Source organism: Granulicoccus phenolivorans DSM 17626 = NBRC 107789 = JCM 15570, from assembly GCF_000423085.1.
GTDB lineage: Bacteria > Actinomycetota > Actinomycetes > Propionibacteriales > Propionibacteriaceae > Granulicoccus > Granulicoccus phenolivorans.
In genome coordinates, this window is record NZ_AUHH01000009.1 from 46,259 (window position 1) to 71,892 (window position 25,634).

Genomic DNA, 25,634 nt, shown 5'->3' on the forward strand with positions numbered 1-25,634 from the left:
CTAGGCGGGTCTGAGCCCCCGGGCGCTCTCGTGGCTATGATGACCACGCCCATGGACCCGTCCGGCCGATCCCCACTGGATAAGGAATGACGATGACCGTCGACGTACTGTTTCCCTACTACGGGGATGTCGCCCTGATGAAGCTCGCCGTCCACAGCGTGCTGAAGCAGGAATACACCGATTTCCGGCTGGTGGTGGTCGATGACGGCTACCCCGACGACTCGATCCCGGGCTGGTTCGCCTCACTGAACGACCCGCGCGTGTCCTACCAGCGCAATGAGAAGAACCTCGGTGCGAACGGCAACTATCGCAAGGCGCTCAGCCTGGTCGAGAACGAACTTGTGATCGTGATGGGCGCCGACGACGTGATGATGCCGAACTACCTGCAGTGGCTGGTGGACCGGGCCGCGGAGTTCCCCGAGGCGCAGATCTTCCAGCCCGGGGTGTTCGTGATCGACCAGCACGGCGCGCCGGCGCACGGCCTGGTCGAGCAGATCAAGGACCGCGCCCGCCCCAAGGGCCACGGCCCGCGGCTGCTGTCGGGGGAGAAGCTGGCCGCGTCCCTGCTCGGGTCGAACTGGCTCTACTTCCCCTCGATCGCGTGGCGCGCCGAGGCGATCACCAAGCACAACTTCCGCCCCGAATACAACGTGGTGCAGGACCTGGCGCTCGCGCTGGACATCATCATGGACGGCGGCTCGCTGCTGCTGGACGACTACGCCTGCTTCCAGTACCGCCGCCACTCCGGCTCGGACTCCTCGGTCAAGGCCCTGGAGGGCACCCGGTTCGCCGAGGAGCGCGCCTTCTTCACCCAGATGGCCAAGGAAATGGACGCCAAGGGCTGGAAGCGGGCCGCGGCGGTGGCCCGGGCCCACCTGTCCTCCCGGCTGCACGCCGGGTTCCTGCTGCCGCGCGCCGCGCTGAACAAGAAGTGGAGTGGTGTGAAGAATCTCGCCACCCACGTGGTCCGCTGACCGGCCCGAATTCGCTGCGCGGAACGAATCCGCGGCCCCGGCCGGGTGAGCAGCGCGGTCGGGGCGCATCTCGGGTACGTTGGCGACACCGGGCGTACGCGCGGTGGAACTGGTGAACGACGGAAAGGAACCCCGTGAGCGCTGATCTCGTGGTAGTCGGCTCGGGACTGTTCGGCATGACCATTGCCGAGCGGGTCGCCAATGAACTCGGCCGCAAGGTGGTCGTCCTGGATCGGCGTACGCACATCGGCGGCAACGCGTACTCGGAGAAGGAAGCCAACACCGGCATCGAGGTCCACCGCTACGGCGCGCACCTGTTCCACACCTCCAACAAGCGGGTGTGGGAGTACGTGAACCGGTTCACCACCTTCACCGGCTACCAGCACCGGGTCTACACCACGCACAACTCCGAAGTGTTCCCGATGCCGATCAACCTCGGCACGATCAACCAGTTCCTGCGCTCGAATCTGACCCCGCAGCAGGCCCGTGACTGGGTCACCGAGCAGGCCGGCGAACTGGCCGGGACCGACCCGCAGAACCTGAACGACAAGGGTATTCAGCTGATCGGGCGGCCGCTGTACGAGGCGTTCATCAAGTACTACACCTCCAAGCAGTGGCAGACCGAGCCCTCCGACCTGCCCGCCTCGATCATCTCCCGGCTCCCGGTGCGCTACACCTACAACAACCGCTACTTCAACGACACCTACGAGGGGCTGCCGACCGACGGCTACACCGCGTGGTTCGAGCGGATGCTGGACAACCCCAACATCGAGGTACGCCTCGACACCGACTTCTTCGACGACTCCCACGAGTACAGCCGCAGCAAGGTGCTGGGCAACATTCCGGTCGTCTACACCGGCCCGGTCGACCGCTACTTCGACTACTCCGAGGGCGACCTGACCTGGCGCACCATCGACCTGGAGCAGGAAGTCCTGCCGATCGAGGATTTCCAGGGCTGCCCGGTGATGAACTACCCCGATCCGGATGTGAACTTCACCCGGATCCTGGAGTTCCGACACTTCCACCCCGAACGGGACTACACCAAGGACGCCACGGTGATCATGCGGGAGTATTCCCGCTTCGCCGAGAAGGGCGATGAGCCCTACTACCCGATCAACACCGCCGAGGACCGCGACGTCCTGCTGCGCTACCGCGACCGCGCCCGGGCGGAGAAGAAGATCCTGTTCGGCGGCCGGCTGGGCACCTACAAGTACCTCGACATGCACATGGCCATCGGGTCGGCACTGTCGATGTACGACAACAAGGTCAAACCGCACTTCGCCGGGGGCGCGGAGTTCACCAGCGGCGGCGTCGACGAGTGAGCCGCTCGGCGACACCGGGGACCTGACTCAGGTTCGTACACAGCCGCCGGGACGGGTAGAGTTTCGGCTTGGCGCAATCGACGTCGACAGTTGGGAGTAGCGAGTGACCACCGTCAGTGTCGTAATGCCTGCATACAACGAGGCCAACGGCATTCCGGAGTTCCTCGCCGAGATCACCAACGCCTTCACCGGCCTCGACACGCGCATCTTCGTGGTCGATGACCAGTCCTCCGACGACACCGCCCAGGTGGTCGAGGACTGGTCGGCCGCCCACGGCGGCGTGGTGACGCTGATCCGCTCCACCCCCAACGCCGGGCACGGGCCGACCACAGTCAAGGCCCTGCGAGCCGGCCTGGGGGCCGATCCGCAGGTCGTGGTCGCCGTCGACGGGGACGGCCAGTTCTACGGTGCGGATCTGCGCCGGGTGGCCGATCTCGCCCTGACCGGGACCGTGGACATCGTCGAGGGCGTACGGACCCATCGGGGTGATCCGCTGTTCCGCCAGATCGCCTCCTTCGCCACCCGGACGCTGGTGCAGGCCCGCGCCGGCGTACGCCCGAGCGACGCGAACACCCCGCTGCGGGGTTACCGGGCCGAAGTCCTGGCCCCCCTGCTGGATCTGGTTCCGGCCGACGCGTACACCCCGAACCTGATCATCTCCGCGGCCAGCCGCCGGCGCGGGCTGCGGGTGATCGAACTTCCCGTGGAGTCGCTGGATCGTCGGGGCGGGGAGGCCGCCGGATCCACCTGGGGGCAGCGCCGCCGTTCGCTGCCGACCAAGCGCTTCCTGACCTTCTGTGTGAACGCCACCAAGCAGTGGTTCGGCGCCGGACGGTGACGCCGGTGGCAGCGCATTCCACCAGGTCCTTCCTCGGCAAGCCGCTGAGCAAGTGGCTTCGGTTCACTCGGCAGATCATCAGCTACGGCATCTTCGGCAGCCTGGGCGCGTTGTCCGATCTGGGCGTCTACACGCTGCTGGTCCACCAGGCGCATCTGGCGCCCCTGCCCAGCAACATCATTTCGGTGCCGGTCGGCATCCTGGTCTCGTTCACCTTCAACTCCCGGATCACTTTCCGGCGCAGTGACCGGACCCTGCAGCGCGCGCTGCGCTTCTTCGCCGTCGGATTGACCGGGTTGGCGTTGTCCACCGGGCTGCTCGCGGTGTTCACCCACTACCTGGCGGTGCCCCCGGTCTGGGCCAAGGCCTTCACGCTGCCGCCGGTGGTGCTGCTGCAGTTCCTGGCGAACCGCTACTGGACCTTCCGCGATCTGGACAAGGGGGAGCCGGATCAGGGCGCTCCGGATGGGGGCGATGCGGTCGGGGAACCGACGGAGGACCGGCCGGGCCTGTCCCCGAGCGGCCCCGAGGCGGCCGACTCCGCGGACCGGGTCGAGGGCCACCCCGAGCGGGGCCAGGAATGACGGCCGTCGCGAGCACCGACTCCCGCGGCACCGAGCGGCCCCGGCGCACCCTGTTCGGCTGGCTGCCCGAGCGCGCGAGCAACACCGATCTGGCCTGGGGGCTGACCCTGCTGGTGATCGTCGCCGCGTACGCGCTGCTGTATGTCAACCAACTCGGGGCCGGGCTGGAGTTCGATGAGGCGTACAACCTGGAGGTCTCGCGCAACCTGGCCCTGGGCCACGGGTATGCCACCGAGGGGACCATGTTCGGGGTCGACAAGAAATTGTTCGACCCCTACATCACCACCGGCCCGACCATGCTGTTGCCGGCCGGGCTGCTGTGGTGGATCTCCGGGGGTGCGCTGTGGGCGGTACGCCTGGTCCCGCTGGCGCTGTTCACCGGTTTCCTGATCGTGCTCTACCGGATCGGGGCGCAGGTCCTGGGGCGCTGGGGCGGCCTGGTGCTGGCGGCCTGCCCGCTGCTGCTGCACGTGGGCAGCCGGGACCTGGTGACCGATTCCCTGGTGCCCGGGCGGATGATCGGCGAGTTCGTCGGCGTCGGCCTGCTCTACATCTGTTTCTGGTGGCTGATGCGGGACCGGCCGCTGCTGGCGGGGCTGGCCGCGGGGCTGGCGGTGCAGACCAAATCGAACCTGGTGCTGGCCGGCGGGATTCTGCTGCTGACCTGGTTCGTCACCACCTGGATCCAGCGGCGCCGCTTCCCGGTGCGCGGACTGTGGGCGGCCGCGGGGGCGGTGCTGCCGACCATCGCCTTCGAGATCTATCGGCTGATCAGTTTCGGCGGCTCGATCACGCTGTGGCAGGCCAGCGTCACCGAACTGCAGCAGTTCGTCGATGCGCAGACCACCAATGTGGTCGATCCGTGGGCGCGGCTGACACCGTTCGCGCAACTGGTCTCGGTCGGCGGCTATGTGCTCGCGGCGGTGGCGGTGCTGGCCGCGGTTCATGCGGTGTGGCGCCGGGCCCGGAGGCACGCCGCGGGGTCGTCGACCGCGTCGACCGGGCGTACGGATCGGCAGCGGGAGCACCTGATGACCGCACTGATGCTGGCCCTGGCCGTCGGTGCGGTGGTGCTGCTGGCGACCTGGATCTTCCAGTCCAAGCAGGACAGCGTGCGCCAGGGACTGCCGACCGTGCTGATCCTGGTGCCGCTGCTGGGACTCGCGGTGCTCCGGGAACTGCGCCATGTCCGGCCGCTGCGGGTGCACGGGCACTCGGTCCGGCTCCTGGTTCCGGCGTTGGCGATGGCGATCGGCGCCTTCGGGGCGGTGCAGACGGTGCTGGTGTTCCTGGATCCCAGCGCCCGGGAGATGCGTACCCAACAGCAGGCCGGGGTGCTGGCGCTGCAGCGGTCGGGCACGCCCTCGCTGCCGATCAATGACTGGTTCCACAATCCGGAGATGCTGATCCTCACCGGGATTCCGGCGCAGAGCAGGCCCGGGGTCGGCGCCCCGACGGTGAAGGTGTACACGTCCCTGAACGCCCTGGTCGTCGAGGGGTTCCCCGACGCCCGCTTCATGGTGCACCGGTGCTACGGCCAGATCCTGTACGCCGAGCGCGATCTGCTCATCTGTCGGGTCTGAGGCACTCGATTTGCCCTCGCGGGCAGTTGTGCGTAGAGTAATCACTCGGTTCAGGGAGCAGTTTTCCCGGGGCTGAGCACCCGTAGCTTAACGGATAGAGCATCTGACTACGGATCAGAAGGTTGGGGGTTCGAATCCCTCCGGGTGCGCAAGATCCTCTCCCTCCGGCCCATCGGGTCGGAGGAATTTTTGTTTCCCGAACTGCGACCGGGCCGGCTGAGCGCCGTCGAACCAGGACCCATGTCGCGCCCCCGCTTCGGACGGTGCTCAGGGCCGGGGACGGGTTTGCACACTCTCTACGAAGGTGCGCAGATCATCGGAACCGGAAAACCTTCGGCCGTTGGTCGGGGGATTTTCCCCTCTGTCGCTCAGTTCGCACAGCCGCAGGGCGGCCTGACACTCCGCGGACCGGTGGGCCAGCTGGTAGCCGAGAATCCGTTCGATCCGTTGCAGCCGATCCCGCAGCGTATTGCGATGCAGGTACAGGGTTTCCGCGGCGGGGGCGATCCGCATCTGCGCCCCGAAGTAGGTCCGCAGCGTGTGCCGCAACTCCGCCATTTCCGGGGTGTCCTCGGCGAGCTCGCCCAACTCGTTGTGCACGAACCATTGGGCCCGTTCGGCGTCCTGGCTGAGCAGGGCGGCCAGGCCCTCGTCGCGATACTGGTGGGTCCGCATGCGCTGGCGGCACAGCAGCCCGATCCGCAGGGCATCGGCGGCCTCCAGATGCGTACGCCGGAAGCCGGTGATGCCCTGATGCGGTTCGCCGATGCCGGCAGTCAGCGGGGACTGCAGCCGCAGGTCGGCTCCGGTGGGGAAGCGGCGCGCCCGGAAGCCGCTGGCCCACAGCCAGACCTGCCCCTCGCTGGTCTCGTGGCGCAGCAGGGGATCGCCGCCGGACAGCTCGGCGAAGGCCGTGACCGCAGCGTCCACCTCACCCCGGGCCACCTCGGCGCCGGGTGGGGCGTGCAGGACGCAGCCCAGGTGCCAGCCCCCGATCGGGATCCCGAGCGTGTCGGTCGCAACTCGTTCGTCCAGGAGTTGGCCGGCCACCATTGCCTCGATCATGTGCCGGATCTGGGCCCGGCCCCGCTGCAGCACCAGCCGGCGCTCGGCCAGCACCGCGGCGTTGAGCCGGTCCGCCGCCCGGTCCACCACGCGCGTCACCGTTTGCACCAGGGCGGGCACCGTGGATCCGCCGTCGGGAACCCGCAGCGCGGCCTCGACCAGCGTGGAGATCCACAGATTCTGCAGTACCCGTAGCGAGTACACCACCTTGGTCATGTCGACGTCGCGGCTCACCAGGTCTTCCACCAGGCCGGGGTCGGGGTCGGGGTCCGCAACCGGGGCAGCCCCGAGCAGGTCCAGCAGCACCTGCGCCGCCATCCCGTGCGCCAGCACCCGGATCTTGGCCCAGGGCGCCAACATGTCGGGATGCTCACCGTGCTTCAGCTCCCGGAAGGCCGCCTCCACGGTTCCGACCATCCAGCGCACCGCCCCGTCGCCCAGGTCTGCCTGGATCAGCCGGGTCTGCTCATCCATCGGCGGGGTGGTGGGTCCGTCCCAGTCCAGCTGGCGCAGAATCCGGCGGATGGTGGCAACCTCGCTCATGGCCACATCGTACGCAACCACCCCTGTGCAGTGTGCACAGCGATGCCGGCGGGAAGGGGTCGCTCAGACGGTGCACACCCCACGAGGCTGCTGGAAGACTGAGGAAGTGGGGACCGCATGCCTCCCCGCCCCGTATTGAAAGGACTTCCATGACCGACCACAATGCGATCGTTGTCTCCTTCGCCGACAGCTCGAACGCCTACCAGGCGTTCAGCACCCTGAAGAATCTGGCTGCTGACGAGAGGATCGTGCTCGTTGGTGCTCATCTGGTAACGCGCGACCAGAACGGCCGCCTCAGCATTCCCGAAGGTTTCGACACCGAAGGAGACTCCGGCCTGGTCGGCGGCGGCCTGATCGGTCTGCTGATCGGCATCCTCGGCGGCCCGATCGGCATGCTGTTCGGGTGGACCGCCGGCATGCTCATCGGTGGCGGCTCCGACGTGCAGCGCCAGGACCGCACCGCCGGCCTGCTGACCGACCTGAGCAACTCGATCCCGCCCGGCGGGACCGCGATCGTCGCCGAGGTCGAGGAGTTCACCCCCGAGGTCCTCAACGAGGCGATGGGTGCTCTGGGTGGGGTCATCCTGCGCCGCCCGGCTGAACAGGTGCTCGCCGAACTCGAGGTCACCGAGGAAGCCTACGAGCAGGCCCGCAAGGAGGCCGAGAAGAAGGCCAAGGAAGAGCGCAAGGCCGAGCGCAAGGAGAACTGGGACCAGCGTGTGACGAGCCTCAAGGAGAAGCTCGGCATCAAGTGATTCGGAGGAACGACAGTGAGTGAGCAGGAGACTCCCGAGACGGAGCAAGAGACCGGGACGGCGCCGGCGAAGAAGCGCCGGGGCTTCGGCGATGTGATGAGCGACATCTTCCTGCCGATGCTGCCGGCGCTGATCGCCGCCGGCATCCTGCAGGGCATCGTGTCGATCCTGGTGGCCTTCGGTGTCCTGCATGAGGGGATGCCGACGCACACCGTGCTGAGCACGATCTCCACGGCGATCTTCTACTTCCTGCCGTTCCTTATCGGCGCCTCCACCGCGAAAGCCTTCAATACCTCGCCGTATCTGGCGATCGCGGTGGTGGCGTTCTTCCTGTATCCCGACATGGTCGACGCGATGGCCTCGGACGCGCCGCTGTCGCTGTTCGGCATCCCGATCGTGAAGACCACCTACACCTCGTCGGTGATCCCGATCATCCTGATGATCTGGGGTATGTCCTACATCCATCGCTGGGTGCAGAAGATCATCCCGAAGCTTCTCGCGACCGTCCTGGTGCCCACCATCACCGTCGCCCTGAGCACGATGTTGGGCCTTCTGGTGATGGGGCCGATCGGCGCCGCCCTGACCAAGGTGATCACCTGGGTGGTGACCACCGCCCAGAATGGTGCCCCCTGGCTGGTCCCGCTGCTGGTCGGCATGTTCGGCGCGCTGCTGATCTCGGTCGGGATGTCGTTCGCGCTCTTCCCGATCGCGGTGGCGGGCTTCACCGCGCAGGGTTTCGACACGGTGTACGGCCCGGGGATGTTGGCCAGCAATATGGCCCTGGCCGGGATGGCTCTGGCGGTGGCTCTCAAATCGAAGAACACCTCGTACAAGTCGTACAGCCTGACCGCCAGCGCGACGGCCCTGCTCGGCGTCGCGCAACCGGCGCTCTACGGGGTCGCGATCCCGCTGCGGCGCCCCTTCCTGGCCGTGATGAGCGGCGGTGCCGCAGGTGGCCTGGTGGCCGGCCTGACCGGCTTCAAGGTGTACGGGATGGCACCGGCCGGCCTCACCTCGATCACCCTCTACGTCGGTGATCAGGGGTGGGGCAACCTGCTGTCCAGCCTGGTGGTGATCGTCATCGCCTTCGGGGTCGCGTTCCTGGTGGCCTGGTTCATCCGCTACGAACCGCTCACCGACGAGCAGATCGCGGAGATCACCGACAGCAACAGCGAGTGAGGGGCGGCGGCCGGGCCGCGACGAATAGGTCCGCCCCCGCACCCCGGGTAGGCTCGGCGCCGTGCTCCCCCTGGTGCTGACCCATCCCAACTTCGATCCGGTCGCGATCCGGCTCGGACCGTTGCAGATCCACTGGTACGCGCTGATGTACCTGCTCGGATTCGCGGTCGGGTACGTGCTGCTGCGGGTCCGGATCCGGCACCAGCCGTACGCCCGGATCACCCGGCCGCGCAAATGGACCCCCGATGACATCGACGAGATCATCGTCGCGATCATCGTGGGCGTGATCGTCGGGGGCCGGCTGGGCTACTGCCTGTTCTACGAGCCGGCGAAATACCTGGCCAACCCGGTGGAGATCCTCTTCGTCTGGCAGGGCGGGATGAGCTTCCACGGCGGCGTCCTCGGCGTGGTGGTTGCCCTCGCGGTGTACGCCTGGCGCCGCAAGCGTCCCTTCCTCGAGGTCACCGACCTGATGGTGCCCGCGATCCCGCCGGGACTGGCCTTCGGCCGCTTCGGCAACTTCATCAACGGGGAACTGTGGGGGCGTCCGGCCGACCCGAGTCTGCCGTGGGCAATGGTCTTCCAGACCGGGGGACCGACCCCGCGGCACCCCTCGCAGCTGTACGAGATGCTGCTCGAGGGCGTCCTGCTGTTCATCCTGCTGTGGGCGTACGCCCGCCGGGAACGCGCTCAGGGACAGGTGTCGGCAGCCTTCCTGATCGGCTACGGCACACTGCGCTTCCTCGCGGAATTCTTCCGGGAGCCCGACGGCTTCCTGGGGCTGCTGGGCTTCGGCCTGTCGATGGGGCAATGGCTGTCGCTGCCGATGATCGTGCTCGGGGTGATCGGATGGATCTGGGCCCGGCGACGCAATGTGCATCCGCCCCGGGCGGAAGCGGCTCCGGTGGCGGCGAAGGGGGCGGCCGGCCGGAGGGGGAGTGGTGGAAGCACCGCGCACAAGCCCCAGACCGACGCCGATTCCGCGGACTGAACCCCAAAGACGCGACACCGCACAGTTCTTCGTCGGGCACCCCGGCGTGGCACCATTGCCGCTATGAGTCTCGACCTGCCCTACGTGCTGGCCGGCCGCTACGAATTGCTCGAGCGGCTCGGCGGCGGTGGCATGGGCGACGTCTATCGGGCCCGGGACCAGGTGCTCGAGCGGATCGTCGCGGTCAAGACCACCCGCAGCACGAGCCAGGATCCCACCGACAAAGCCCGCTTCCGGCGCGAAGCAATCGCTACCGCCGGACTGTCCGATCCGCACGTGGTGTCGGTCTACGACGCGGGCTACGACGGTGATCTGGCGTTCCTGGTGATGGAACTGCTGACCGGGCCGAGCCTGCAGCAGGCGCTCAAGGAGAACGGTCCTGCTCCGCTGGAGGAGGGGGTCCGGGTCCTCGATGCGGTCACCCGGGGCCTGATGGCCGCCCACGCGGTCGGCGTGGTGCACCGCGACATCAAGCCCGGCAACATCATGTACCACGAGAACCAGATCAAGATCGTGGACTTCGGGATCGCCCAGTTGGCCGACGGCGAGCATCTCACCGCGACGCACACCACGATGGGGACCGCGGCGTACATGTCACCGGAGCAGGCCTCGGGCCGGGGCGTCACTGCCGCGTCCGACATGTACGCCCTGGGCTGCGTGATGATGACGATGTTCACCGGGCAGCCGCCGTTCCAGGGTGATGCGATCACCGTCGCCACCCAGCAGATCACCGCGGACCCGCCGCGGCTGGCCGATCGCCGGCCCGACCTGCCGCCGGCGTTGAGCGCGCTGATCGACGGCCTGCTCCGCAAGGATCCCGATCAGCGCCCGACCGCAGATCAGCTGCTGGAGGCATGCCGTCAGCTCAGCCGCGATCCGTACTCCGCGACCGCGATGGATGCGGTCACCACCGCGCTGCCGGCCACCTCGGCCGCCCCCACCGCGACGGCCGCGACCCAGTTGCTGCCGCCGCAGCAGCCGGTGCATCAGCCGACGCCGATCGACGCTCCGGCCGGCCCGTACCAGCAGGCTCCGGTGGCGTCGGGGGCGTACGGGGACCAGGCCGTTGAGCAGGATCGGAAGAAGGGCCGCGGGGCGCTGTGGGCGGTCGCGATCGTGATCGGGTTGCTGGCGCTGGGCGGGGGCGCCTGGCTGCTGCTCGGGATGCCCGGCACCGGTTCCGGCGGGGCGTCGGTAACGCCGCCGGCCACCCCGACGCCCACGGCCGCCCGGTCGACCGAGCCGAGCACGGCCACCACCACGACGCGGCCGCCGACCACGCGGCCGCCGACCAGCAAGGCCGCTCCGACCACGCAGGCGCCCACCCGCAGCCAGACCACGCAGACCACCCAGCCGGAGACCACGACCAGCCAGCCGACCCCGCCGACGCAGCCCTCGACCCCGGCCGGGGAGACCACCGGCGGGACCTCCGGGAACGGCAACTCCGGCACTGGGAATTCCGGCAACGGCACCAGTGGTGACGGCAACGCGAACTACTCCGAGAAGGTGACCCAGGCCCGTACGGCGCTGGGTCAGGTCAATGACCCCACGACCCGGACCGTGCTGCAGCAGACCTTCGAGACCGGCCTGCAGACCGGGTCCCCGGACAGTGCCGCGAGGGACACCCTGACCGTGGCCAAGGGGATGCGTCAGGTCGGGGCGCTCAGCAAGGACGAGTACAAGAGTCTGTCCGCCGCCCTGAACAGCTGAGCCGCCGGCGCGCCGCCGCGGTCGCGCAGCGGGCGCGTACCGCACCGAATTGAACCGAGCCGGGCACACCGATCGGTGTACCCGGCCCGACTGCGTGGTGGGGCTCAGCCCTGCGGCGGGCTCGGCGGCTGGTCATCCCCGCCGCCCGGGCGCGGATCCTGCGGATCATCGGGTCCGGAATCGCTGCGCCGGGGCCAGTCACTGCCCGGATCGGTCGGGTCCGACGCGCCCGGCGTACCGGGGCCGCCGGGCGTACCCGGACCACCCTTCGTACCCGAACCGGTTCCGGTCGCCTGCTGGAACTTGTCGCCCAGCCAGGCGGTGAGGTCGCTGATCCCCTCGCCGAGATCGCGCAGCAGTTTCGCGGCGGAGTCCTGGCTGTTGCGGATCGCGGTGGTGTACGAGTCGGCCGCGGCGGCCGCCTCCTGGGACAGCTTCGCAGAGGCGTCCTCGGAGCGCCGCGGATACTCCCCGGCCAGGATGTTCGCGTACTCCCCGGAGTCCACCCACTTGCGCAGTTCCCAGGCCCGGACCACGTTGAACGGGTGGGTGGTGTCCTCGACCAGCATGAACTTCAGCAGCGAGTCGTAGATGTTCTCGGTCGCGTCGTGCTCGCGCGCCTGATCGAGGAAGGCCTCCTCGTCCAGATCGGCCAGGTGGCCGCCGGAGGCGAGCTTCATTTCGACCCGGATCGCCGCCTGCGGATCCTGCGAGGCCAGCAGGCCCGCCCGGTCCCCGGACAGCTCCGCCTTGCGCGCCCACTCCATCAGCAGCGCCTGGATCGCGCGGATCCCGATCATGCCGATCCGGAACGGCATCAGCACCGAACCGAAGGTGATCAGGTAGGCGAGCAGGGTGCGATACAGGGCGTGCCCGCTCATCGCATGGCCCAGCTCGTGGCCCAGCACGCAGCGCATCTCCTCATCGTCGAGCAGGTCGACCAGGGCGGAGTTGAGCAGGATCCGCGGCTCGTCCATGCCGATGCACATCGCGTTGAACGTGGGGCTGGCCTGCACGAACAGTTCCGGCAACTGCGGGCAGTCCAGTGCCTCCCCGGCCTCCTGATACAGCTGGTGGATCCGCGGGAACTGCTTCTCCGAAACCCGGACGGTATTGCCGACCAGGAGGAACTTCACGGTGCGTTCGTTGATCAGGCCGGACAGCTTGCGAACCACCATGTCGAAGCCGCGCAGCTTGCGCAGGGCCACCAGGGCACCGCGATCGGCGGGATGCTCCCAGGCCCGGGAGGAGATGTCGGTGAGTTTCACCCGGGTGCGCGTCGGGTGGGTTTCGGGGTGCTCTGAATCAGTCACTCGTCCAGTGTGCCTGCCCCTGGGTCAGCGAGTCGGAGGTGGGGATCATCGAGGGCGAAGGTACGCACCTTGCCCGGGCCGGTCTCGGCGGTCTCGAAGCGGACGGTGACCCGCCCACGGCCCGCGCCCCACACCCAGCCCGGCCCGTACTCGTCGTGGTGGACGTCGGCGCCGGGCAGCCACGGCGTGGGCCGCCGCAACCGGGACGGGCCCGGGTGCGGCTGCGGCGCGGGGCTTGCGGTCGGCGGGTTCACGGTCGGCGGGGTCGGGTCGGACGGCGCCCGGTCGAACAGCACATCCTGGCCGACCCCGGTCAGGCCGCTGACGCCGACGCCGAGCAGGCGTACGCCGGCCCCCAGGTCGATCCCGCTGGTCGCCAGCAGTTCCTGAGCGGCGGCGGCGATCGTGTCGGTGCGATCGGTAGCACCGTCGAAGGTGCGCGAGCGGGTGTGCTGGCTGAAGTCGGCGAGTTTGACCTTGATGGTGATCGTGCGGGCGAACAGTTGCGCGGTACGCAACCGGCGGGCGACCTCCTCGGCATGCCGATCCACCTCCGCGGCCAGGTCCACCGGGCTGGTCAGGTCGGTGACGAAGGTGTCCTCCACCGAGATGGATTTCGCCTCGCGCTCGGCCTCGACCCGGCGGTCGTCGCGGGCGTACGCCAGGGCGTGCAGGTTGGTGCCGGCCGCGCGGCCGAGTTCGCGGATCAGTTCGGCCTCGGAGACCTGCTGGAGGTCGGCGACGGTGCGTACGCCCAGGCGGGCCAGCCGTTCCCGGGTCACCGGTCCGACCCCCGGGATGATCCCGACCGCCATCGGCGCGATGGTGGCGACCTCCGAACCCGGCGCGATCACGGTCACCCCGTCGGGCTTGTTCAGTTCGGTGGCGACCTTGGCGATGAACTTGCTCGAGCCGACCCCGACCGAGCAGGTCAGGCCGCCGGTGACCTCGTACACCCGATCCTTCAGGGCATGCACCAGGTCGGTCAGCCGGTCGGGGTCCACCGGTTCGGCGGCGGCGGTCAGGTCGACGAACGCCTCGTCCAGCGAGAGCGGTTCGACCAGCGGGGACAGCGCCCGCAACTGCGTCATCACCAGCCGGCTGGCCGCCCGGTAGGCCCCGAACCGGACGGCCAGAAAGGCGGCGTGCGGGCAGCGCCGCCGGGCCTCGTGGGTCGGCATGGCGCTGCGTACCCCGAACACCCGGGCCTCGTAGGACGCGGTGGACACCACCCCGCGGCCACCGATCCCGGCGACGATCACCGGCTTGCCGCGCAGCGACGGCTTGTCGCGTTGCTCGACGGAGGCGAAAAAGGCATCCATGTCCAGGTGGAGGATGGAAGCCGTCGAACGCACATCCCATTCTTACCCCCGCGGATGCATACCGTGGGCCGGCTACGCGCCGTGGTCGGGGCCGGACGCCGACCGGCTCACCGTGGTCGTCACGTCGATCCGGGTCAGCTTGTGCGGGTTGCGGACCGCGAAGATCCGGCTGATCCGGTCGGCCTCGAAGGTGAAGCCGATCGCGGTGTCGTGCCCGTCGGGCAGATCCAGCAGCAGGGCGCCGGGCCCCCCGTTCAACCGCATCGGCACCAGCCGGGCCGCCGGGGCGACCCGGACGAACCCGCTGAGCAGGCGAGCCACCTTGGTCGCACCGAGGACCGGGTGGAAGACCGCCTGGGCGATGCCGCCGCCGTCGGCCACGAGGACGACATCGGGGGCAAGCACGTCGAGCAGACCCTGCAGGTCGCCGCCGCCGACCGCGGCCAGGAATCGTTCGACCACCCGCTCCTGCTGGGCACTGTCGACGTTCATCCGCGGTCGCCGGGCCGCCACGTGGGCGCGGGCCCGGTGGCCGATCTGGCGTACCGCCGCGTCGGATTTGTCGACAGCCTCGGCGATCTCGGCGTACGGAACGTCGAAGACCTCCCGCAGCACGAACACCGCCCGCTCGGTCGGCGTCAGTGTCTCCAGCACGGTCAACATGGCGAAGGACACGCTCTCGGCGAGCTCGACGTCATCGGCCACGTCCGCGGTCGTGTGCAGCGGTTCGGGCAGCCACTCCCCGACGTACGCCTCCCGCCGCCGGGCATTGGCGCGGATCTGGTCCAGCGCCTTGCGGGTCACCATCCGGACCAGGAAGGCGCGGGGATCGCGGACCTCCGCCCGGGCCGGGGCACCGATCGCGTCCCACCGCAGCCAGGTCTCCTGCACCACGTCCTCGGCATCGGCGGCCGAGCCGAGCATCTCGTAGGCGACGGTGAACAGCAGACCGCGGTGGGTGAGGAACGGATCGGTGCCCAACGGGTCCGTGCCCAACGGGTCCGTGCCCAACGGGTCAGGGGTCACGATCCCGACCCTACGCCGGTGCGCTGGGCCAGCGGCTTGAGCCCGCAGGCCGCGGCGAACCCGTCGGACTCGATTCCGAGCGCGACATTCGCGCGGGTGGTGAAGTTGGCGAAGGCGATGATGCCGGTCAGCTCGACCAGGGCCGCGTCCCCGATCCGGGCGCGCAGGGATGCCACCATCTCGTCGGTCACCGTGGGCTCGGTCTCGGTCATCGCCGCGGCGTACGCCAGAACCTCACGCTCGAGTGGGCTGAAGGCCGCGGACTCGCGCCAGCGCGGGATCTCGCGGGCCTTGTCCATGTCGAGATTCTTGTTGTGCGCCTCGAAATAGTTGAAGTCGAGGCACCAGGAGCAGCCGACCTGGGAGGCCACCGCCATGTGCGCGAAAGACTTGAGCTGCTGATCGCAGGCGTCCCATTTCTGTATCTTGCCGCCGACGCCGAACATGGACATCATCACCTTCTGGTTGTGCCAGTAGACCCCGACGGAGCTGGGGACCTGGCCCAGGGTCTTCTTGGCGGCGCGCTGGATGAGCGCGCCCTTGAGGCCGGTGATCGGGGCCGGGGGGATCCGGGTTTCGGACATGACATCCTCCTGAGGAGTGGGTTTTGCCATCAAGACGCCGCCGGGCGTCGAAATGTGACAGCTGAGCGGCCCCGGGCGGCGGCCGGGCCGGTTACGGTTACCCGGTGAGCGAACAGACCTTTCCCGACCCGGCCCAGTGGCAGCCCGTCCCGGGCTTCGAGTTCACCGACATCACCTATCACCGGGCGATCGACGTGCCCGCGGTACGCATCGCGTTCGACCGGCCGGAGGTACGCAATGCGTTCCGGCCGCACACCGTCGATGAGCTGTACACCGCGCTGGATCATGCCCGGATGAGCTCCGATGTCGGCTGCATCCTGCTGACCGGGAACGGACCCTCGGCCAAGGACGGCGGCTGGGCGTTCTGTTCCGGCGGCGACCAGCGGATCCGTGGTCGCTCGGGCTATCAGTACGCCGTGGCCGACGAGGCGGGGCGGCCGGCGTTGGGGGAGACCGTCGAGACGGTGGATCCGGCGCGGGCCGGGCGGTTGCACATCCTGGAGGTGCAGCGGCTGATCCGGTTCATGCCGAAGGTGGTGATCGCGCTGGTCAACGGCTGGGCCGCCGGGGGCGGGCATTCGCTGCATGTGGTCTGCGACCTGACTCTGGCCAGCCAGGAGCATGCCCGGTTCAAGCAGACCGATGCCGATGTCGGTTCGTTCGACGGCGGATACGGCTCGGCGTACCTCGCGCGACAGGTGGGGCAGAAGTTCGCCCGGGAGATCTTCTTCCTCGGCGACACCTACGACGCCGAGGACGGCTACCGGATGGGGATGGTGAACAAGGTCGTGCCGCACGCCGACCTGGAGAACGTCGGGCTGGAATGGGCGGCCAAGATCTGCGGGAAGTCCCCGACGGCGCAGCGGATGCTGAAGTATTCGTTCAACCTGATCGACGACGGCCTGGTCGGGCAGCAGGTGTTCGCCGGGGAGACGACGCGGCTGGCGTACATGACCGACGAAGCGGTCGAGGGACGTGACTCGTTCCTGGAGAAGCGGGATCCGGACTGGTCCAAGTTCCCCTACTACTACTGAGGCAGCGGCCGCCGAATACTCACTCAAGACCCACTTCCCCGGGTGAGTGTGCATTTAGGGCACCCCGTAAAGTGACACTCGTGGTGAGTTCAGCAGATCAAGCGTCCTTTCAGCCGGGGGCCGAATTGCTGACGCAGCGTGCCCGGATCAGTGCGGCTGTGGAGGCGTGCCTTCAACAACTGCGTTCTGGAGTGTTACCCGATGCGGCAGAGCGGCAGAACGTCGACATCAAGGAGGAGGCTGGTCGTCGGGGCGCAGGGGGCCGGCTGCTTCCCGGGACGGCGGAGAACACCAAGGCTGCGGATCAGCTGGCTGATGAAGTGGCGTACATGGCCAACACGCCGGGTGGTGGCGCGCTGATCGTTGGCGTGGAGAACAGGACAGGCGACCTTCTGGGGACGGATTTGGATCCCGAATGGTTGCGTCAGCAGATTTACCGCAGGGTCGATGTTGCCCCTGAGGTTGAAGTGCGGTGGGAAAGAGGCATAAGGCTACTCATCATCCTGGTGGCAGAGGCCCGCGAGCCGGTCGAGGACACCGGAGATCGGTTGCGCTGGCGGGTTGGTGCGGCCTCAGTTCCGGTGGACCGCGGAGAGTGGTGGCTTCACCGCCAGGGCCGCGCCGGTTGGGATCAGATGTCACGGCCCAGCCAATTCCGGATTGATCATGTGACCCCAGGGGCGGTCGTCGTGGCTCGCGAGTATCTGGGCCGTCGGGACCAGTCGGCTGACGCGATGGCGGACCTTGCCGTTGCTCCCACCGCAGACCTGCTTCGGCAACTCGGACTGCTCACGGTGGATGGATTTCTCACCGAGGCAGGCGCCCTCTTGTTCTGCCCAGCGCCTCGCCCCTGGTTGAGCTGGACCCGGGTCGACGTCGAGGGGGGTGACATCCTCGCGCGTGAAGAGTCCTATGTCGGCCTCAGCCTGTTGGAGCAGATTGCCAATATCGAGGCCTTGCTGGAGGCGGCAAATGACCTTGTCACCCTGGGCAGTGAGTTCGCCGAGCGTTCGATACGCCTGCTTCCGGCCCGCGCTGCACGAGAGGCAGTTCTCAATGGGGTGGTACACCGGGATTGGAACCTTCAGGAGCCAACCGCAGTGACGTGGGTTGAAGCCGACTCATCGCTCACCGTCGTCTCCCCGGGAGGATTTGTGGGGGGCGTTTCTGAGCATAACGTGCTGACTCAGCGATTTAGCAGATCCCCGGCGTTGGCTGATGCAGTGCGTGCCCTCGGACTGGTCGACAAGCAAGGCATCGGCGTTGATCGGATGTTCCGAGAAATGGTGACTTTGGGTCACCGACCGCCAATGTTTGTAGCGGAACCCGGACCTCGCGTACGAGTCCGTTTGGTGGGCGGAACACCGGTACTACCGGTCATGCGGCTGACGTCCAGGATCCAACCGACGGTGCGTCAGCGTGACGTTCAAGTAGCGCTGGCCATACACACCCTTCTCCACGCGCCATTTACAACGGCCGGAAAGCTCTCGCAGGTTCTGCAGCGACCCGAGGCCGAGGCCGCGGAAGCGCTGGAGATCACGGCTCGGTGTGTGGTCGGCGAGCAGCCACTGATCACTGCCTACAAGGACACCTGGATGCTGACAGAGGCGGCTCGCTACGTCGTGCGGAGTGAGAAGGCTGAATCGGACCTGCTGAGGAGGCTCGGCGTTCTGTGGTACGTCAGTCCCCAGCTGGAAGACGCCGCCCAGGTCGTGGATTCATGGTTCGAAGGACATGATCGGATCACGTCGGGTGACTACGCTGAGATGACGGGGCTGACCAAAGGCGGCGCTCGGGGAGCCTTGGACCGACTTGTCGATGAAGGGCTCCTGATTCGCGGCGAGTCCACTGGGCGAAACGCCCATTATCGACGACCCAGTTGATCGCCGGGCAGGTCATCTCCGAGAGTGAGAGGCAAGTCACCGGGGCACACGATTAAGGAGCATCATGGCATCCGAAACCCATGAGGTGTTGAATCAGCCGCCGCCCCGGGTGGGGCTGAACGAATTTCGGACCAATACGCCGCTGGTCGCCGGGGTGGCGTACCACCGGGCCGGCTGGGCCGAACCGGAGCTGACCGAGATCGGCGCCCTGGTCGGCACCGCGGAGTTCCAGGCCGACGCGGAGCTGGCCAACACCTGCGAGCCGGTGCTGCACACCCATGATCGGTACGGGCACCGCATCGACGAGGTCGAGTACCACCCGGCGTACCACCGGATCATCGCCGCCGCGGTCGCGCACGGGGCGCACACCAGCGCCTGGGCGGACCCGAAGCCGGGCGCGAATGTGGCCCGGGCGGCGGCGTTCATGCTGTTCGCGCAGATCGAACCGGGGCACGCGTGTCCGATCTCGATGACGCACTCGGTCGTGCCGGCGCTGGCCGCCGCGCCCGAGTTGGCGGAGGTCTGGCTGCCGCGGTTGTACGCCCGGGGCTACGACGGGCGGCTCGTGCCGCTGGGGGAGAAACCCGGGGTGTTGTTCGGGATGGCGATGACCGAGAAGCAGGGCGGCTCCGATGTCCGGGCGAACACCACCCGGGCGATGCCCGACGCCGACGGGTCCTGGGGCCTGACCGGGCACAAGTGGTTCTGTTCGGCGCCGATGTCGGACGCGTTTCTGGTGCTGGCGCAGACACATCTGGGGTCGGAATGGGCGCTGTCGTGTTTCCTGGTGCCGCGGGTCCTGGCGGATGGGACGCGCAATGTGTTCCGGATCCAGCGGTTGAAGGACAAGCTCGGGAACCGGTCCAATGCGTCGGCCGAGGTCGAGTTCGACAACACTCGCGGGTACCTGGTGGGGGAGCCGGGGCGCGGCGTGCGCACCATCATCGAGATGGTCGCCCGGACCCGGCTGGATTGCGTGCTCGGGACCGCCGCCGGCATGCGCCAGTCGGTCGCCGAGGCACTGTGGCACGTCCGGTACCGCGCGGCGTTCGGGCGTACGCTCATCGAGCAGCCCGCGATGGCGGCGGTGGTCGCCGATCTGGCGCTGGAGTCGGAGGCTGCGACCGCGACCGCGCTACGGTTGGCCCGGGCCCATGACGCCGATGCGTCGGATGCGGAGGTGGCGTTCCGGCGGCTGGCGACGGCGGTTGCGAAGTACTGGATCTGCAAGCGCGGGCCGAATCATGCCTACGAGGCCCTGGAGTGCCTGGGCGGCAACGGCTACACCGAGAGCTTCCCGCTGGCCCGGCGCTACCGGGAGCAGCCGGTGCTGACGGTGTGGGAAGGCTCGGGCAATGTGATCGCGCTGGATGTGCTGCGTGCGATGGCCCGGGAGCCGGAAACCGTGCAGGCCTTCGATGCGGAGCTTGCCCTCGCTCGCGGCGCGTCCGCGTTGTTCGACGCGCATCATGACCGGCTGCGGCGGACCTGGACCGAGTTGGCCGCCCTGGATCAGGACGGCGCCCAGCGGCGGGCCCGGGCTGCGGCGGGGGCGATGGCGCTGGGGCTGGAGGCGGCGCTGTTGCTGCGGACCGCCCCGACCGCTGTGGCGGAGGCCTTCCTGGTGGCCCGGCTGGGGGAGGACCGCGATCTGGAGTACGGCTCGCTGCCGTCCGGGACCGATCTGGAGCCGATCCTGGAGCGGCACTGAGCGCACCTCACCTTCGGCCGCGCGGTGGATCGTGGTCGAACTCGACCGGATACCAGGCCGGTCGTGACCGGGCAGCGCGCAACGCTTCTTGCTGTCGTCGAGCGAACTCCAGGTCATCCTGGGCTTGCTTCTTTGCCAAAGCGTTCAACTCAGCCTCGGCGATGGCTGCATCCAGGCGTCGCTGAGCTACTTCATACGGGACCATCTCGACGCCGAGGCTCCGCGCAGCGTTGTGCATCTTGTCCACGGCAGTCGGGGTCTCGGTGGCCAGCCATGTCACCGTCTTGGTCACGTTGACGGCGAGCCGCGCGCCGTACTCCCTGGCGGTTGCGCGCAGATTCTCGGCGTCGGAGCCATCCGCGATAGCGATCCGCAATTTCTTGAGCCACGTCGCATGCTCCGACGCAGGAGCGTCCGCCATGGCTTCGATAATCCGTGTGAGCTCGGCCACGATGGCATCCAGACCCAGGCCATCCGCGGCGGTAAGCATCTCCCGACGTCGGACCGGGGTCAGTGTGCTCCAGTCCCCTTCGGCGTCTGTACCAAACGCAGCCGACCAGGCGGACCAGTGCAACTGCCTGAGCTGGTCAGCCGTCAGGCCGGACCTACGTGCTTGGGTGACAAGGGTCTCGATCTCGTGTGGGCTCAGGTGTCCGTCGTCCAGCACCTGGGCCAGCAGGTTCTGATATCCGGCCTTGGCTTGCTCGGACCCAGGTCGTTCGGCAGAACTGTGGGAAAGGATTCCAAAAGTGCTGACAGCGACGGCCGGGCAAGTGGAACGGGCCGACACACCATGGCGCAATGTGGACGAGGGCCCAGATCGGACTCCGGCTGCTCGAAGCCTGGTGGCATGTTCAGTGGGGAAGGCGCTTCACGTAACAGCCAGAGCAGGACTTGCATGACTGCGCGGGCATCGGCCAGCGCGGAATGTCCGTTCTCGAGGGCGTCACCCGTGGCCACGCGATAGAGGTTGGTCAGGGTGTATGACCTGCTGTCGAACTGTCGACGGGACGTCTCCAGCGTGCACAGACCCAAGGTCCCGGGCACCGCGACACCGGCCTGGTTCGAACCAGCCAGAAGGAACTTTGCCTCGAATTCGAGATTGTGAGCAACCATGACGCTGCCATTGATGAAATGCCAGAGTTCGCGCAGGACGGGTGCGAGATCCGGGGCGCTGTGGAGTTCAGCCTCATCAATACCGTGGATCTCGCGAGCGCGTAGTTGCGACCCCGGCGTCCGGACCAGGGTGGCGAACTCGTCGAATACCTCACCTCGGCCGTTGAACTTGACCAAGCCGACCTCCACGATCCCTCCAGTGAAAGGCTCGAGGCCGGTCGTCTCCAAGTCCACCGCGGTGAAGACCTGGTCGTGCGCCGGGATCCGGGTAGGTCGACGCGTGAGGTCGATTCGCCGGATCCCATGCAGACCAAGTGCCTCGGGTGTACGGCGAAACAGACCACGACTGCGATTGATCTGTGACACATGCTCGAGCCAGCGCGCCAGTTGCTGGAACTCGCCCTGCTGCCACGGAGCAAAAAGAACCGTCGTGGGTTCGCTCATCGAGGGCACGCCGGCCGGACGCACAGCCGACACCACCTGCAGGTGGCCATTCGTGACGGCGCCAGCTGGCCGGAACCGGATCCCGCGTACTTCGGGCAATCGAATGCGCACGCCGTCCCCGGAGACAAGCGATGCGATTCGACCGCTCACCTTTGTGATCGTGTCGTCCTCGATCACGAACTTTGCCCCGTAGCCCTGCGTCACCGACATGGCTCTGACCGTAACGGAGTGGTCCGACACTTCCTGACTGGCCCCGCAAGGCTCGGGCTCCGACCCGATCGCCGTGTGAAGCACATTCGGAGCGACGACGTGTCCCGATTGTGACTCCAGACGGCCCGAAAGCCCCGAAAACGCCCCGATTTCGCCATCTGGCGGCAGGATCGGGACACCTACGCGTGTTTACGGCAAACCGGGGGAGCCGTTCGGCCCGCAGGGCTACAGTTATTGGTGCCTCATTGGGGGAGAGCCGCTCTCGACAAAGGAGTCCGATGACCAGCACAGCTTCCTACGCCAAGGGACCCACCGACGTTCCGTTGCTCGACGAGACGATCGGGGCCAACTTCGAGCGAACCGTCGCCGCGCACGGCAGCCGGGAAGCTCTGGTCGAGGTCGCCAGTGGCCGCCGCTGGACCTACGCCGAACTCAACCGGGACGTCGACCGGCTCGCCCGCGGCCTGATTGCGGCCGGGATCGAGCAGGGGGACCGGGTCGGGATCTGGGCGCCGAACTGCGCCGAATGGGTGATCACCCAGTACGCCACGGCCAAGATCGGCGCGATCCTGGTCAACGTCAACCCGGCCTATCGCACCCACGAGTACAGCTACGCGGTGAACCAGTCGGGGCTGAAGCTGCTGCTGTCGGCGAGCTCGTTCAAGCTGTCCGACTATCGCGCCATGGTCGAGCAGACCGCTGCTGAGACGCCGAGGCTGGAGCGGGCGGTCTACGTCGACACCGATGACTGGGCCGCGCTGATCGCCGAGGGGGAGAACGTGCCGGTCGAGGTGCTGCGCGAGCGCTCGGCCGGGCTGCGGCCGAGCGACCCGATCAACATCCAGTACACCTCGGGCACCACCGGCTTCCCCAAGGGCGCCACGCTGAGCCATCGCAACATCCTCAACAACGGCTACTTCGTCACCGAGACGATCAACTTCACCGAGCAGGACCGGCTGGTCATTCCGGTGCCGTTCTACCACTGCTTCGGCATGGTGATGGCGAACCTCGGCTGCACCTCGCACGGGGTGACGATGATCATCCCGTCCCCGGGCTTCGACCCGAAGGCCACCCTGAAGGCGATCCAGGACGAGCGGGCCACGGCGGTGTACGGCGTACCGACGATGTTCATCGCGATGCAGAGCCACCCCGATTTCGCCACCTTCGACCTGTCGAGCCTGCGTACCGGAATCATGGCCGGGTCGCCCTGCCCGGTGGAGGTGATGAAGCGCTGCATCACCGAGATGGGGATGACCGAGGTGTCGATCGCGTACGGGATGACCGAGACCAGCCCGGTGTCGTGCCAGACGCATGCCGACGACGACCTGGATCGGCGGACGGCCACGATCGGCTCGGTCCACCCGCACCTGGAGATCAAGATGGTCGACCCGGCCGGGGAGACGGTGCCGCGGGGCGAACCCGGTGAGCTGTGTACGCGGGGCTACTCGGTCATGCTGGGCTACTGGGAGGACCCGGAGAAGACCGCCGAGGCCATCGACGCCGACGGCTGGATGCACACCGGCGACCTGGCCACGATGCGCGAGGACGGCTACTGCAACATCGTCGGCCGGATCAAGGACATGGTGATCCGGGGCGGGGAGAACATCTACCCGCGCGAGATCGAGGAGTTCCTCTACACCCATCCCGACGTGGAGGACGTGCAGGTCGTCGGGGTGCCGAACGAGCGGTACGGCGAGGAACTGTGCGCCTGGATCAAGCTGCGCCCCGGCGCCGCACCGCTGGATGCCGAGGGCGTCAAGGCCTTCGCCACCGGCAAGCTCGCCCACTACAAGATCCCGCGCTACGTCGTGCTGGTCGAGGAATTCCCGATGACGGTCACCGGCAAGATCCGCAAGGCCGAAATGCGGGAACGCAGCGTCGCCCTGCTCGGGCTGTGACGACCCTGCCCGGCCCGTGGACGCCGGGCTGAGCCGGCGTTCGCACCGGGAATCCGTGTCCCGATAGTGACGCCAGTCGGCCCGAAAGCCCCAAAAATGGCTCGATTTCGCCGTCTGGTGGCAGGATCGGGACACTATGCCGGGGCGCCGACGGCCGATAGCGTGAACCGATGCGACGCAGATTCCTCCAACTGCTCAAACACAGCCTCAACCGCGCCACGACGCGGCTGGCCCGATCCGGCCGCGGGCCGTTCTCCCTGGTCCGGCATGTCGGACGCAGGTCCGGGAAGGAATACGAGACCCCACTCAGGGTCGCCCCGGCACCCGGCGGCTTCATCGTCGAACTCACCTACGGCGAGCGGGTCGACTGGTATCGCAACATCGTTGCCGCCGGAGGCTGCGACCTGCTGGTCAAGGGCGGGTGGCACCGGATCGTCGCCGTGGAGCCCTACCCCGCCGAGGCGGGGCCGCGGGCCTTCGGCTTCCCGGCCGCCTGGGTGTTGCGCCTGACCCGCCGAACCGAGTACCGGCTGCTGCGGACGGCCTGAGCCAGCGCCTGCCGTCAACCCGGCCCACACCGCCGGCGCCCGGGCCCATGGTCTGCCGGATTCCCCCGGGCTAGGCTGGATGGACTGTTCCGTACGATCGAGGTTCGGCCACCACCGGAAGGAATCCATTGTCCCAGCCCACGATCAACCCGATCGATACCGCCGCGGTGCAGTGGCGGGAAGCCGTCGGCGGCCGTGCCGGCTCGCCCCTGCTGCTGCTCCTGCACGGGGTCGGATCCAACGAGCACGACCTGTTCTCCTTCGCGCACCTGCTCCCGGAACGGTTCACCGTCGCCTCGCTGCGCGGCCCGTTGCCGTGGCCCGGCGGGGGAGCGGCCTGGTTCGATCTGACCCCCTTCTATGACACCGACACGACCAAGATCGCCGCGACGGTCGCCGGAATCCTGGCCTGGCTGGACGGCCTGGGCGAGGAGTTCTCCTCCGTCGGCCTGCTCGGCTTCTCCCAGGGCGCGGCCACCTCGCTGCAGTTGGTCCGCACCGACCCCGACCGCTTCGGTTTCGTCGTGGCCCTGTCCGGGTTCGTGTTCAACGGCGGCACCGACAACGACGCGGCCCTGGCCGCCCGGCAACCACGGATCCCGGCCTTCCAGGCCATCGGCGACCGGGATCGGGTGATTGCCCCCGACAAGGCCGCCGCGACCGTGCGGTGGCTGCCCGAGCACTTCGACGCCGAAGTGCACCACTACCCGATCGAGCACACGATCAGCGCCGAGGAGCTCGGCGATGTGATCGCGTTCCTGGATCGCGTGAGCTGATCGCCATGACCGGATTCGCATCCCGGACCGCCGACACGACCTGTCGGGCGTTCCTCGATGCGGACCTTCCGGGGCGATCGGTTGTCAGGTTCCCCCAATCAGGTCACAAGCCTTTGTAAGGGAATGCACAAACTCCTAAGTTACGGTTACGTAGGTGTTGGTTAACCCCAACCGGATTGGACATAGTGGTCCCCATGACCGAGCTCGATGCACGTCCTGCCACTA

Annotated in this window: 22 protein-coding genes and 1 tRNA gene; 16 read left to right on the top strand and 7 right to left on the bottom strand. The window is 67.9% G+C overall.

Annotated features, from left to right (window positions below; translation table 11 throughout):
* The first annotated feature begins 92 nt into the window (after positions 1-92).
* The 6 genes from G531_RS0104450 (at position 93) to G531_RS0104475 (ending at position 5,450) form a co-directional block, all read left to right on the top strand.
* Complete coding sequence (locus G531_RS0104450; protein ID WP_026926325.1) at positions 93-974, top strand: glycosyltransferase family 2 protein; 882 nt, start codon at positions 93-95, stop codon at positions 972-974.
* A 134-nt stretch (positions 975-1,108) separates the two neighbouring features.
* Positions 1,109-2,296: a UDP-galactopyranose mutase gene (glf, locus tag G531_RS0104455; RefSeq protein WP_026926326.1), complete on the top strand. Its 1,188-nt coding sequence runs from the start codon at positions 1,109-1,111 to the stop codon at positions 2,294-2,296.
* A 124-nt stretch (positions 2,297-2,420) separates the two neighbouring features.
* On the top strand, positions 2,421-3,134 hold the full coding sequence (locus G531_RS0104460) for a glycosyltransferase (RefSeq protein ID WP_026926327.1): 714 nt from the start codon (positions 2,421-2,423) through the stop codon (positions 3,132-3,134).
* Positions 3,135-3,139: 5 nt separating this feature from the next.
* Positions 3,140-3,718, top strand: coding sequence for a GtrA family protein (locus G531_RS20405; protein WP_051215038.1), 579 nt, complete (start codon positions 3,140-3,142; stop codon positions 3,716-3,718).
* Positions 3,715-5,301 (top strand): ArnT family glycosyltransferase, encoded by a 1,587-nt coding sequence (locus G531_RS0104470; protein WP_026926328.1) that lies wholly within the window; start codon positions 3,715-3,717, stop codon positions 5,299-5,301. Before G531_RS20405 ends, G531_RS0104470 begins: the two co-directional genes overlap by 4 nt.
* Before the next feature lie 76 nt (positions 5,302-5,377).
* Positions 5,378-5,450: transfer RNA gene (locus G531_RS0104475), tRNA-Arg, on the top strand.
* Positions 5,451-5,568: 118 nt separating this feature from the next.
* Here G531_RS0104475 and G531_RS0104480 read toward each other — a convergent pair.
* Positions 5,569-6,909, bottom strand: a complete 1,341-nt coding sequence (locus tag G531_RS0104480) for a PucR family transcriptional regulator (protein WP_026926329.1) — start codon at positions 6,907-6,909, stop codon at positions 5,569-5,571.
* 149 nt (positions 6,910-7,058) lie between these two features.
* Between G531_RS0104480 and G531_RS0104485 the strand changes: the two genes are divergently transcribed.
* The 4 genes from G531_RS0104485 (at position 7,059) to G531_RS0104500 (ending at position 11,544) form a co-directional block, all read left to right on the top strand.
* Positions 7,059-7,664, top strand: a complete 606-nt coding sequence (locus G531_RS0104485; RefSeq protein ID WP_026926330.1) for a DUF1269 domain-containing protein — start codon at positions 7,059-7,061, stop codon at positions 7,662-7,664.
* A gap of 15 nt (positions 7,665-7,679) precedes the next feature.
* Positions 7,680-8,843, top strand: a complete 1,164-nt coding sequence (locus G531_RS20410; RefSeq protein WP_051215039.1) for a PTS sugar transporter subunit IIC — start codon at positions 7,680-7,682, stop codon at positions 8,841-8,843.
* Between the two features lie 61 nt (positions 8,844-8,904).
* A complete protein-coding gene (gene lgt / locus G531_RS20415; protein ID WP_211221764.1) occupies positions 8,905-9,834 on the top strand; it encodes a prolipoprotein diacylglyceryl transferase in 930 nt (309 codons plus the stop codon).
* 63 nt (positions 9,835-9,897) lie between these two features.
* The gene (locus G531_RS0104500) at positions 9,898-11,544 is read left to right on the top strand and encodes a serine/threonine-protein kinase (protein ID WP_026926331.1); all 1,647 of its coding nucleotides are present in this window, start codon (positions 9,898-9,900) and stop codon (positions 11,542-11,544) included.
* A gap of 104 nt (positions 11,545-11,648) precedes the next feature.
* Here the strand turns inward: G531_RS0104500 and G531_RS20420 are convergent, their stop codons facing one another.
* From G531_RS20420 to G531_RS0104520, 4 genes are read right to left on the bottom strand one after another with little or no spacing between them, the layout of a single operon-like run.
* The gene (locus G531_RS20420; protein ID WP_081683816.1) at positions 11,649-12,857 is read right to left on the bottom strand and encodes a M48 family metallopeptidase; all 1,209 of its coding nucleotides are present in this window, start codon (positions 12,855-12,857) and stop codon (positions 11,649-11,651) included.
* Positions 12,854-14,212, bottom strand: a complete 1,359-nt coding sequence (locus G531_RS0104510; protein WP_026926332.1) for a DNA polymerase IV — start codon at positions 14,210-14,212, stop codon at positions 12,854-12,856. The genes G531_RS20420 and G531_RS0104510 overlap by 4 nt, the downstream gene beginning before the upstream one ends.
* 39 nt (positions 14,213-14,251) lie before the next feature.
* On the bottom strand, positions 14,252-15,205 hold the full coding sequence (locus G531_RS0104515) for an RNA polymerase sigma-70 factor (RefSeq protein WP_281177487.1): 954 nt from the start codon (positions 15,203-15,205) through the stop codon (positions 14,252-14,254).
* Positions 15,202-15,789, bottom strand: a complete 588-nt coding sequence (locus G531_RS0104520) for a carboxymuconolactone decarboxylase family protein (RefSeq protein ID WP_026926334.1) — start codon at positions 15,787-15,789, stop codon at positions 15,202-15,204. Before G531_RS0104520 ends, G531_RS0104515 begins: the two co-directional genes overlap by 4 nt.
* A gap of 104 nt (positions 15,790-15,893) precedes the next feature.
* Here G531_RS0104520 and G531_RS0104525 point away from each other — a divergent pair, with 104 nt between their 5' ends.
* The 3 genes from G531_RS0104525 to G531_RS0104535 all read left to right on the top strand — a co-directional run bounded on the left by G531_RS0104525 (position 15,894) and on the right by G531_RS0104535 (position 20,417).
* Positions 15,894-16,823 (top strand): 1,4-dihydroxy-2-naphthoyl-CoA synthase, encoded by a 930-nt coding sequence (locus G531_RS0104525; RefSeq protein WP_026926335.1) that lies wholly within the window; start codon positions 15,894-15,896, stop codon positions 16,821-16,823.
* An 83-nt stretch (positions 16,824-16,906) separates the two neighbouring features.
* Entirely contained in the window at positions 16,907-18,706 is a 1,800-nt protein-coding gene (locus G531_RS0104530) for a DUF5635 domain-containing protein (RefSeq protein WP_211221765.1), read from the top strand.
* Positions 18,707-18,770: 64 nt separating this feature from the next.
* Positions 18,771-20,417 carry an acyl-CoA dehydrogenase family protein gene (locus tag G531_RS0104535; protein ID WP_035757428.1) on the top strand — a complete coding sequence of 549 codons (1,647 nt, stop codon included), beginning with the start codon at positions 18,771-18,773 and terminating at the stop codon, positions 20,415-20,417.
* Between the two features lie 7 nt (positions 20,418-20,424).
* Here the strand turns inward: G531_RS0104535 and G531_RS0104540 are convergent, their stop codons facing one another.
* A complete protein-coding gene (locus G531_RS0104540) occupies positions 20,425-21,084 on the bottom strand; it encodes a hypothetical protein (RefSeq protein WP_026926338.1) in 660 nt (219 codons plus the stop codon).
* Positions 21,063-22,187: a 3'-5' exonuclease gene (locus tag G531_RS24375; protein WP_145978580.1), complete on the bottom strand. Its 1,125-nt coding sequence runs from the start codon at positions 22,185-22,187 to the stop codon at positions 21,063-21,065. The genes G531_RS0104540 and G531_RS24375 overlap by 22 nt, the downstream gene beginning before the upstream one ends.
* A gap of 278 nt (positions 22,188-22,465) precedes the next feature.
* Between G531_RS24375 and G531_RS0104550 the strand changes: the two genes are divergently transcribed.
* From G531_RS0104550 to G531_RS0104560, 3 genes are all read left to right on the top strand, one after another.
* Complete coding sequence (locus tag G531_RS0104550; protein WP_026926339.1) at positions 22,466-24,085, top strand: AMP-binding protein; 1,620 nt, start codon at positions 22,466-22,468, stop codon at positions 24,083-24,085.
* A gap of 170 nt (positions 24,086-24,255) precedes the next feature.
* Positions 24,256-24,633, top strand: coding sequence for a nitroreductase family deazaflavin-dependent oxidoreductase (locus G531_RS20435; RefSeq protein WP_026926340.1), 378 nt, complete (start codon positions 24,256-24,258; stop codon positions 24,631-24,633).
* Between the two features lie 128 nt (positions 24,634-24,761).
* Positions 24,762-25,409 carry an alpha/beta hydrolase gene (locus G531_RS0104560; RefSeq protein WP_051215041.1) on the top strand — a complete coding sequence of 216 codons (648 nt, stop codon included), beginning with the start codon at positions 24,762-24,764 and terminating at the stop codon, positions 25,407-25,409.
* Positions 25,410-25,634 lie beyond the last annotated feature (225 nt).

What these genes read in the sequence shown, in the direction of transcription:
- G531_RS0104450 (WP_026926325.1), top strand. Translation starts at nt 93, where the DNA reads ATGACCGTCGACGTACTGTTTCCCTACTACGGGGATGTCGCCCTGATG.
- G531_RS0104460 (WP_026926327.1), top strand. Translation starts at nt 2,421, where the DNA reads ATGCCTGCATACAACGAGGCCAACGGCATTCCGGAGTTCCTCGCCGAG.
- G531_RS0104470 (WP_026926328.1), top strand. Translation starts at nt 3,715, where the DNA reads ATGACGGCCGTCGCGAGCACCGACTCCCGCGGCACCGAGCGGCCCCGG.
- G531_RS0104480 (WP_026926329.1), bottom strand. Translation starts at nt 6,909, where the DNA reads ATGAGCGAGGTTGCCACCATCCGCCGGATTCTGCGCCAGCTGGACTGG.
- G531_RS0104485 (WP_026926330.1), top strand. Translation starts at nt 7,059, where the DNA reads ATGACCGACCACAATGCGATCGTTGTCTCCTTCGCCGACAGCTCGAAC.
- G531_RS0104500 (WP_026926331.1), top strand. Translation starts at nt 9,898, where the DNA reads ATGAGTCTCGACCTGCCCTACGTGCTGGCCGGCCGCTACGAATTGCTC.
- G531_RS0104520 (WP_026926334.1), bottom strand. Translation starts at nt 15,789, where the DNA reads ATGTCCGAAACCCGGATCCCCCCGGCCCCGATCACCGGCCTCAAGGGC.
- G531_RS0104535 (WP_035757428.1), top strand. Translation starts at nt 18,771, where the DNA reads ATGGCATCCGAAACCCATGAGGTGTTGAATCAGCCGCCGCCCCGGGTG.
- G531_RS24375 (WP_145978580.1), bottom strand. Translation starts at nt 22,187, where the DNA reads ATGTCGGTGACGCAGGGCTACGGGGCAAAGTTCGTGATCGAGGACGAC.
- G531_RS0104550 (WP_026926339.1), top strand. Translation starts at nt 22,466, where the DNA reads ATGACCAGCACAGCTTCCTACGCCAAGGGACCCACCGACGTTCCGTTG.
- G531_RS20435 (WP_026926340.1), top strand. Translation starts at nt 24,256, where the DNA reads ATGCGACGCAGATTCCTCCAACTGCTCAAACACAGCCTCAACCGCGCC.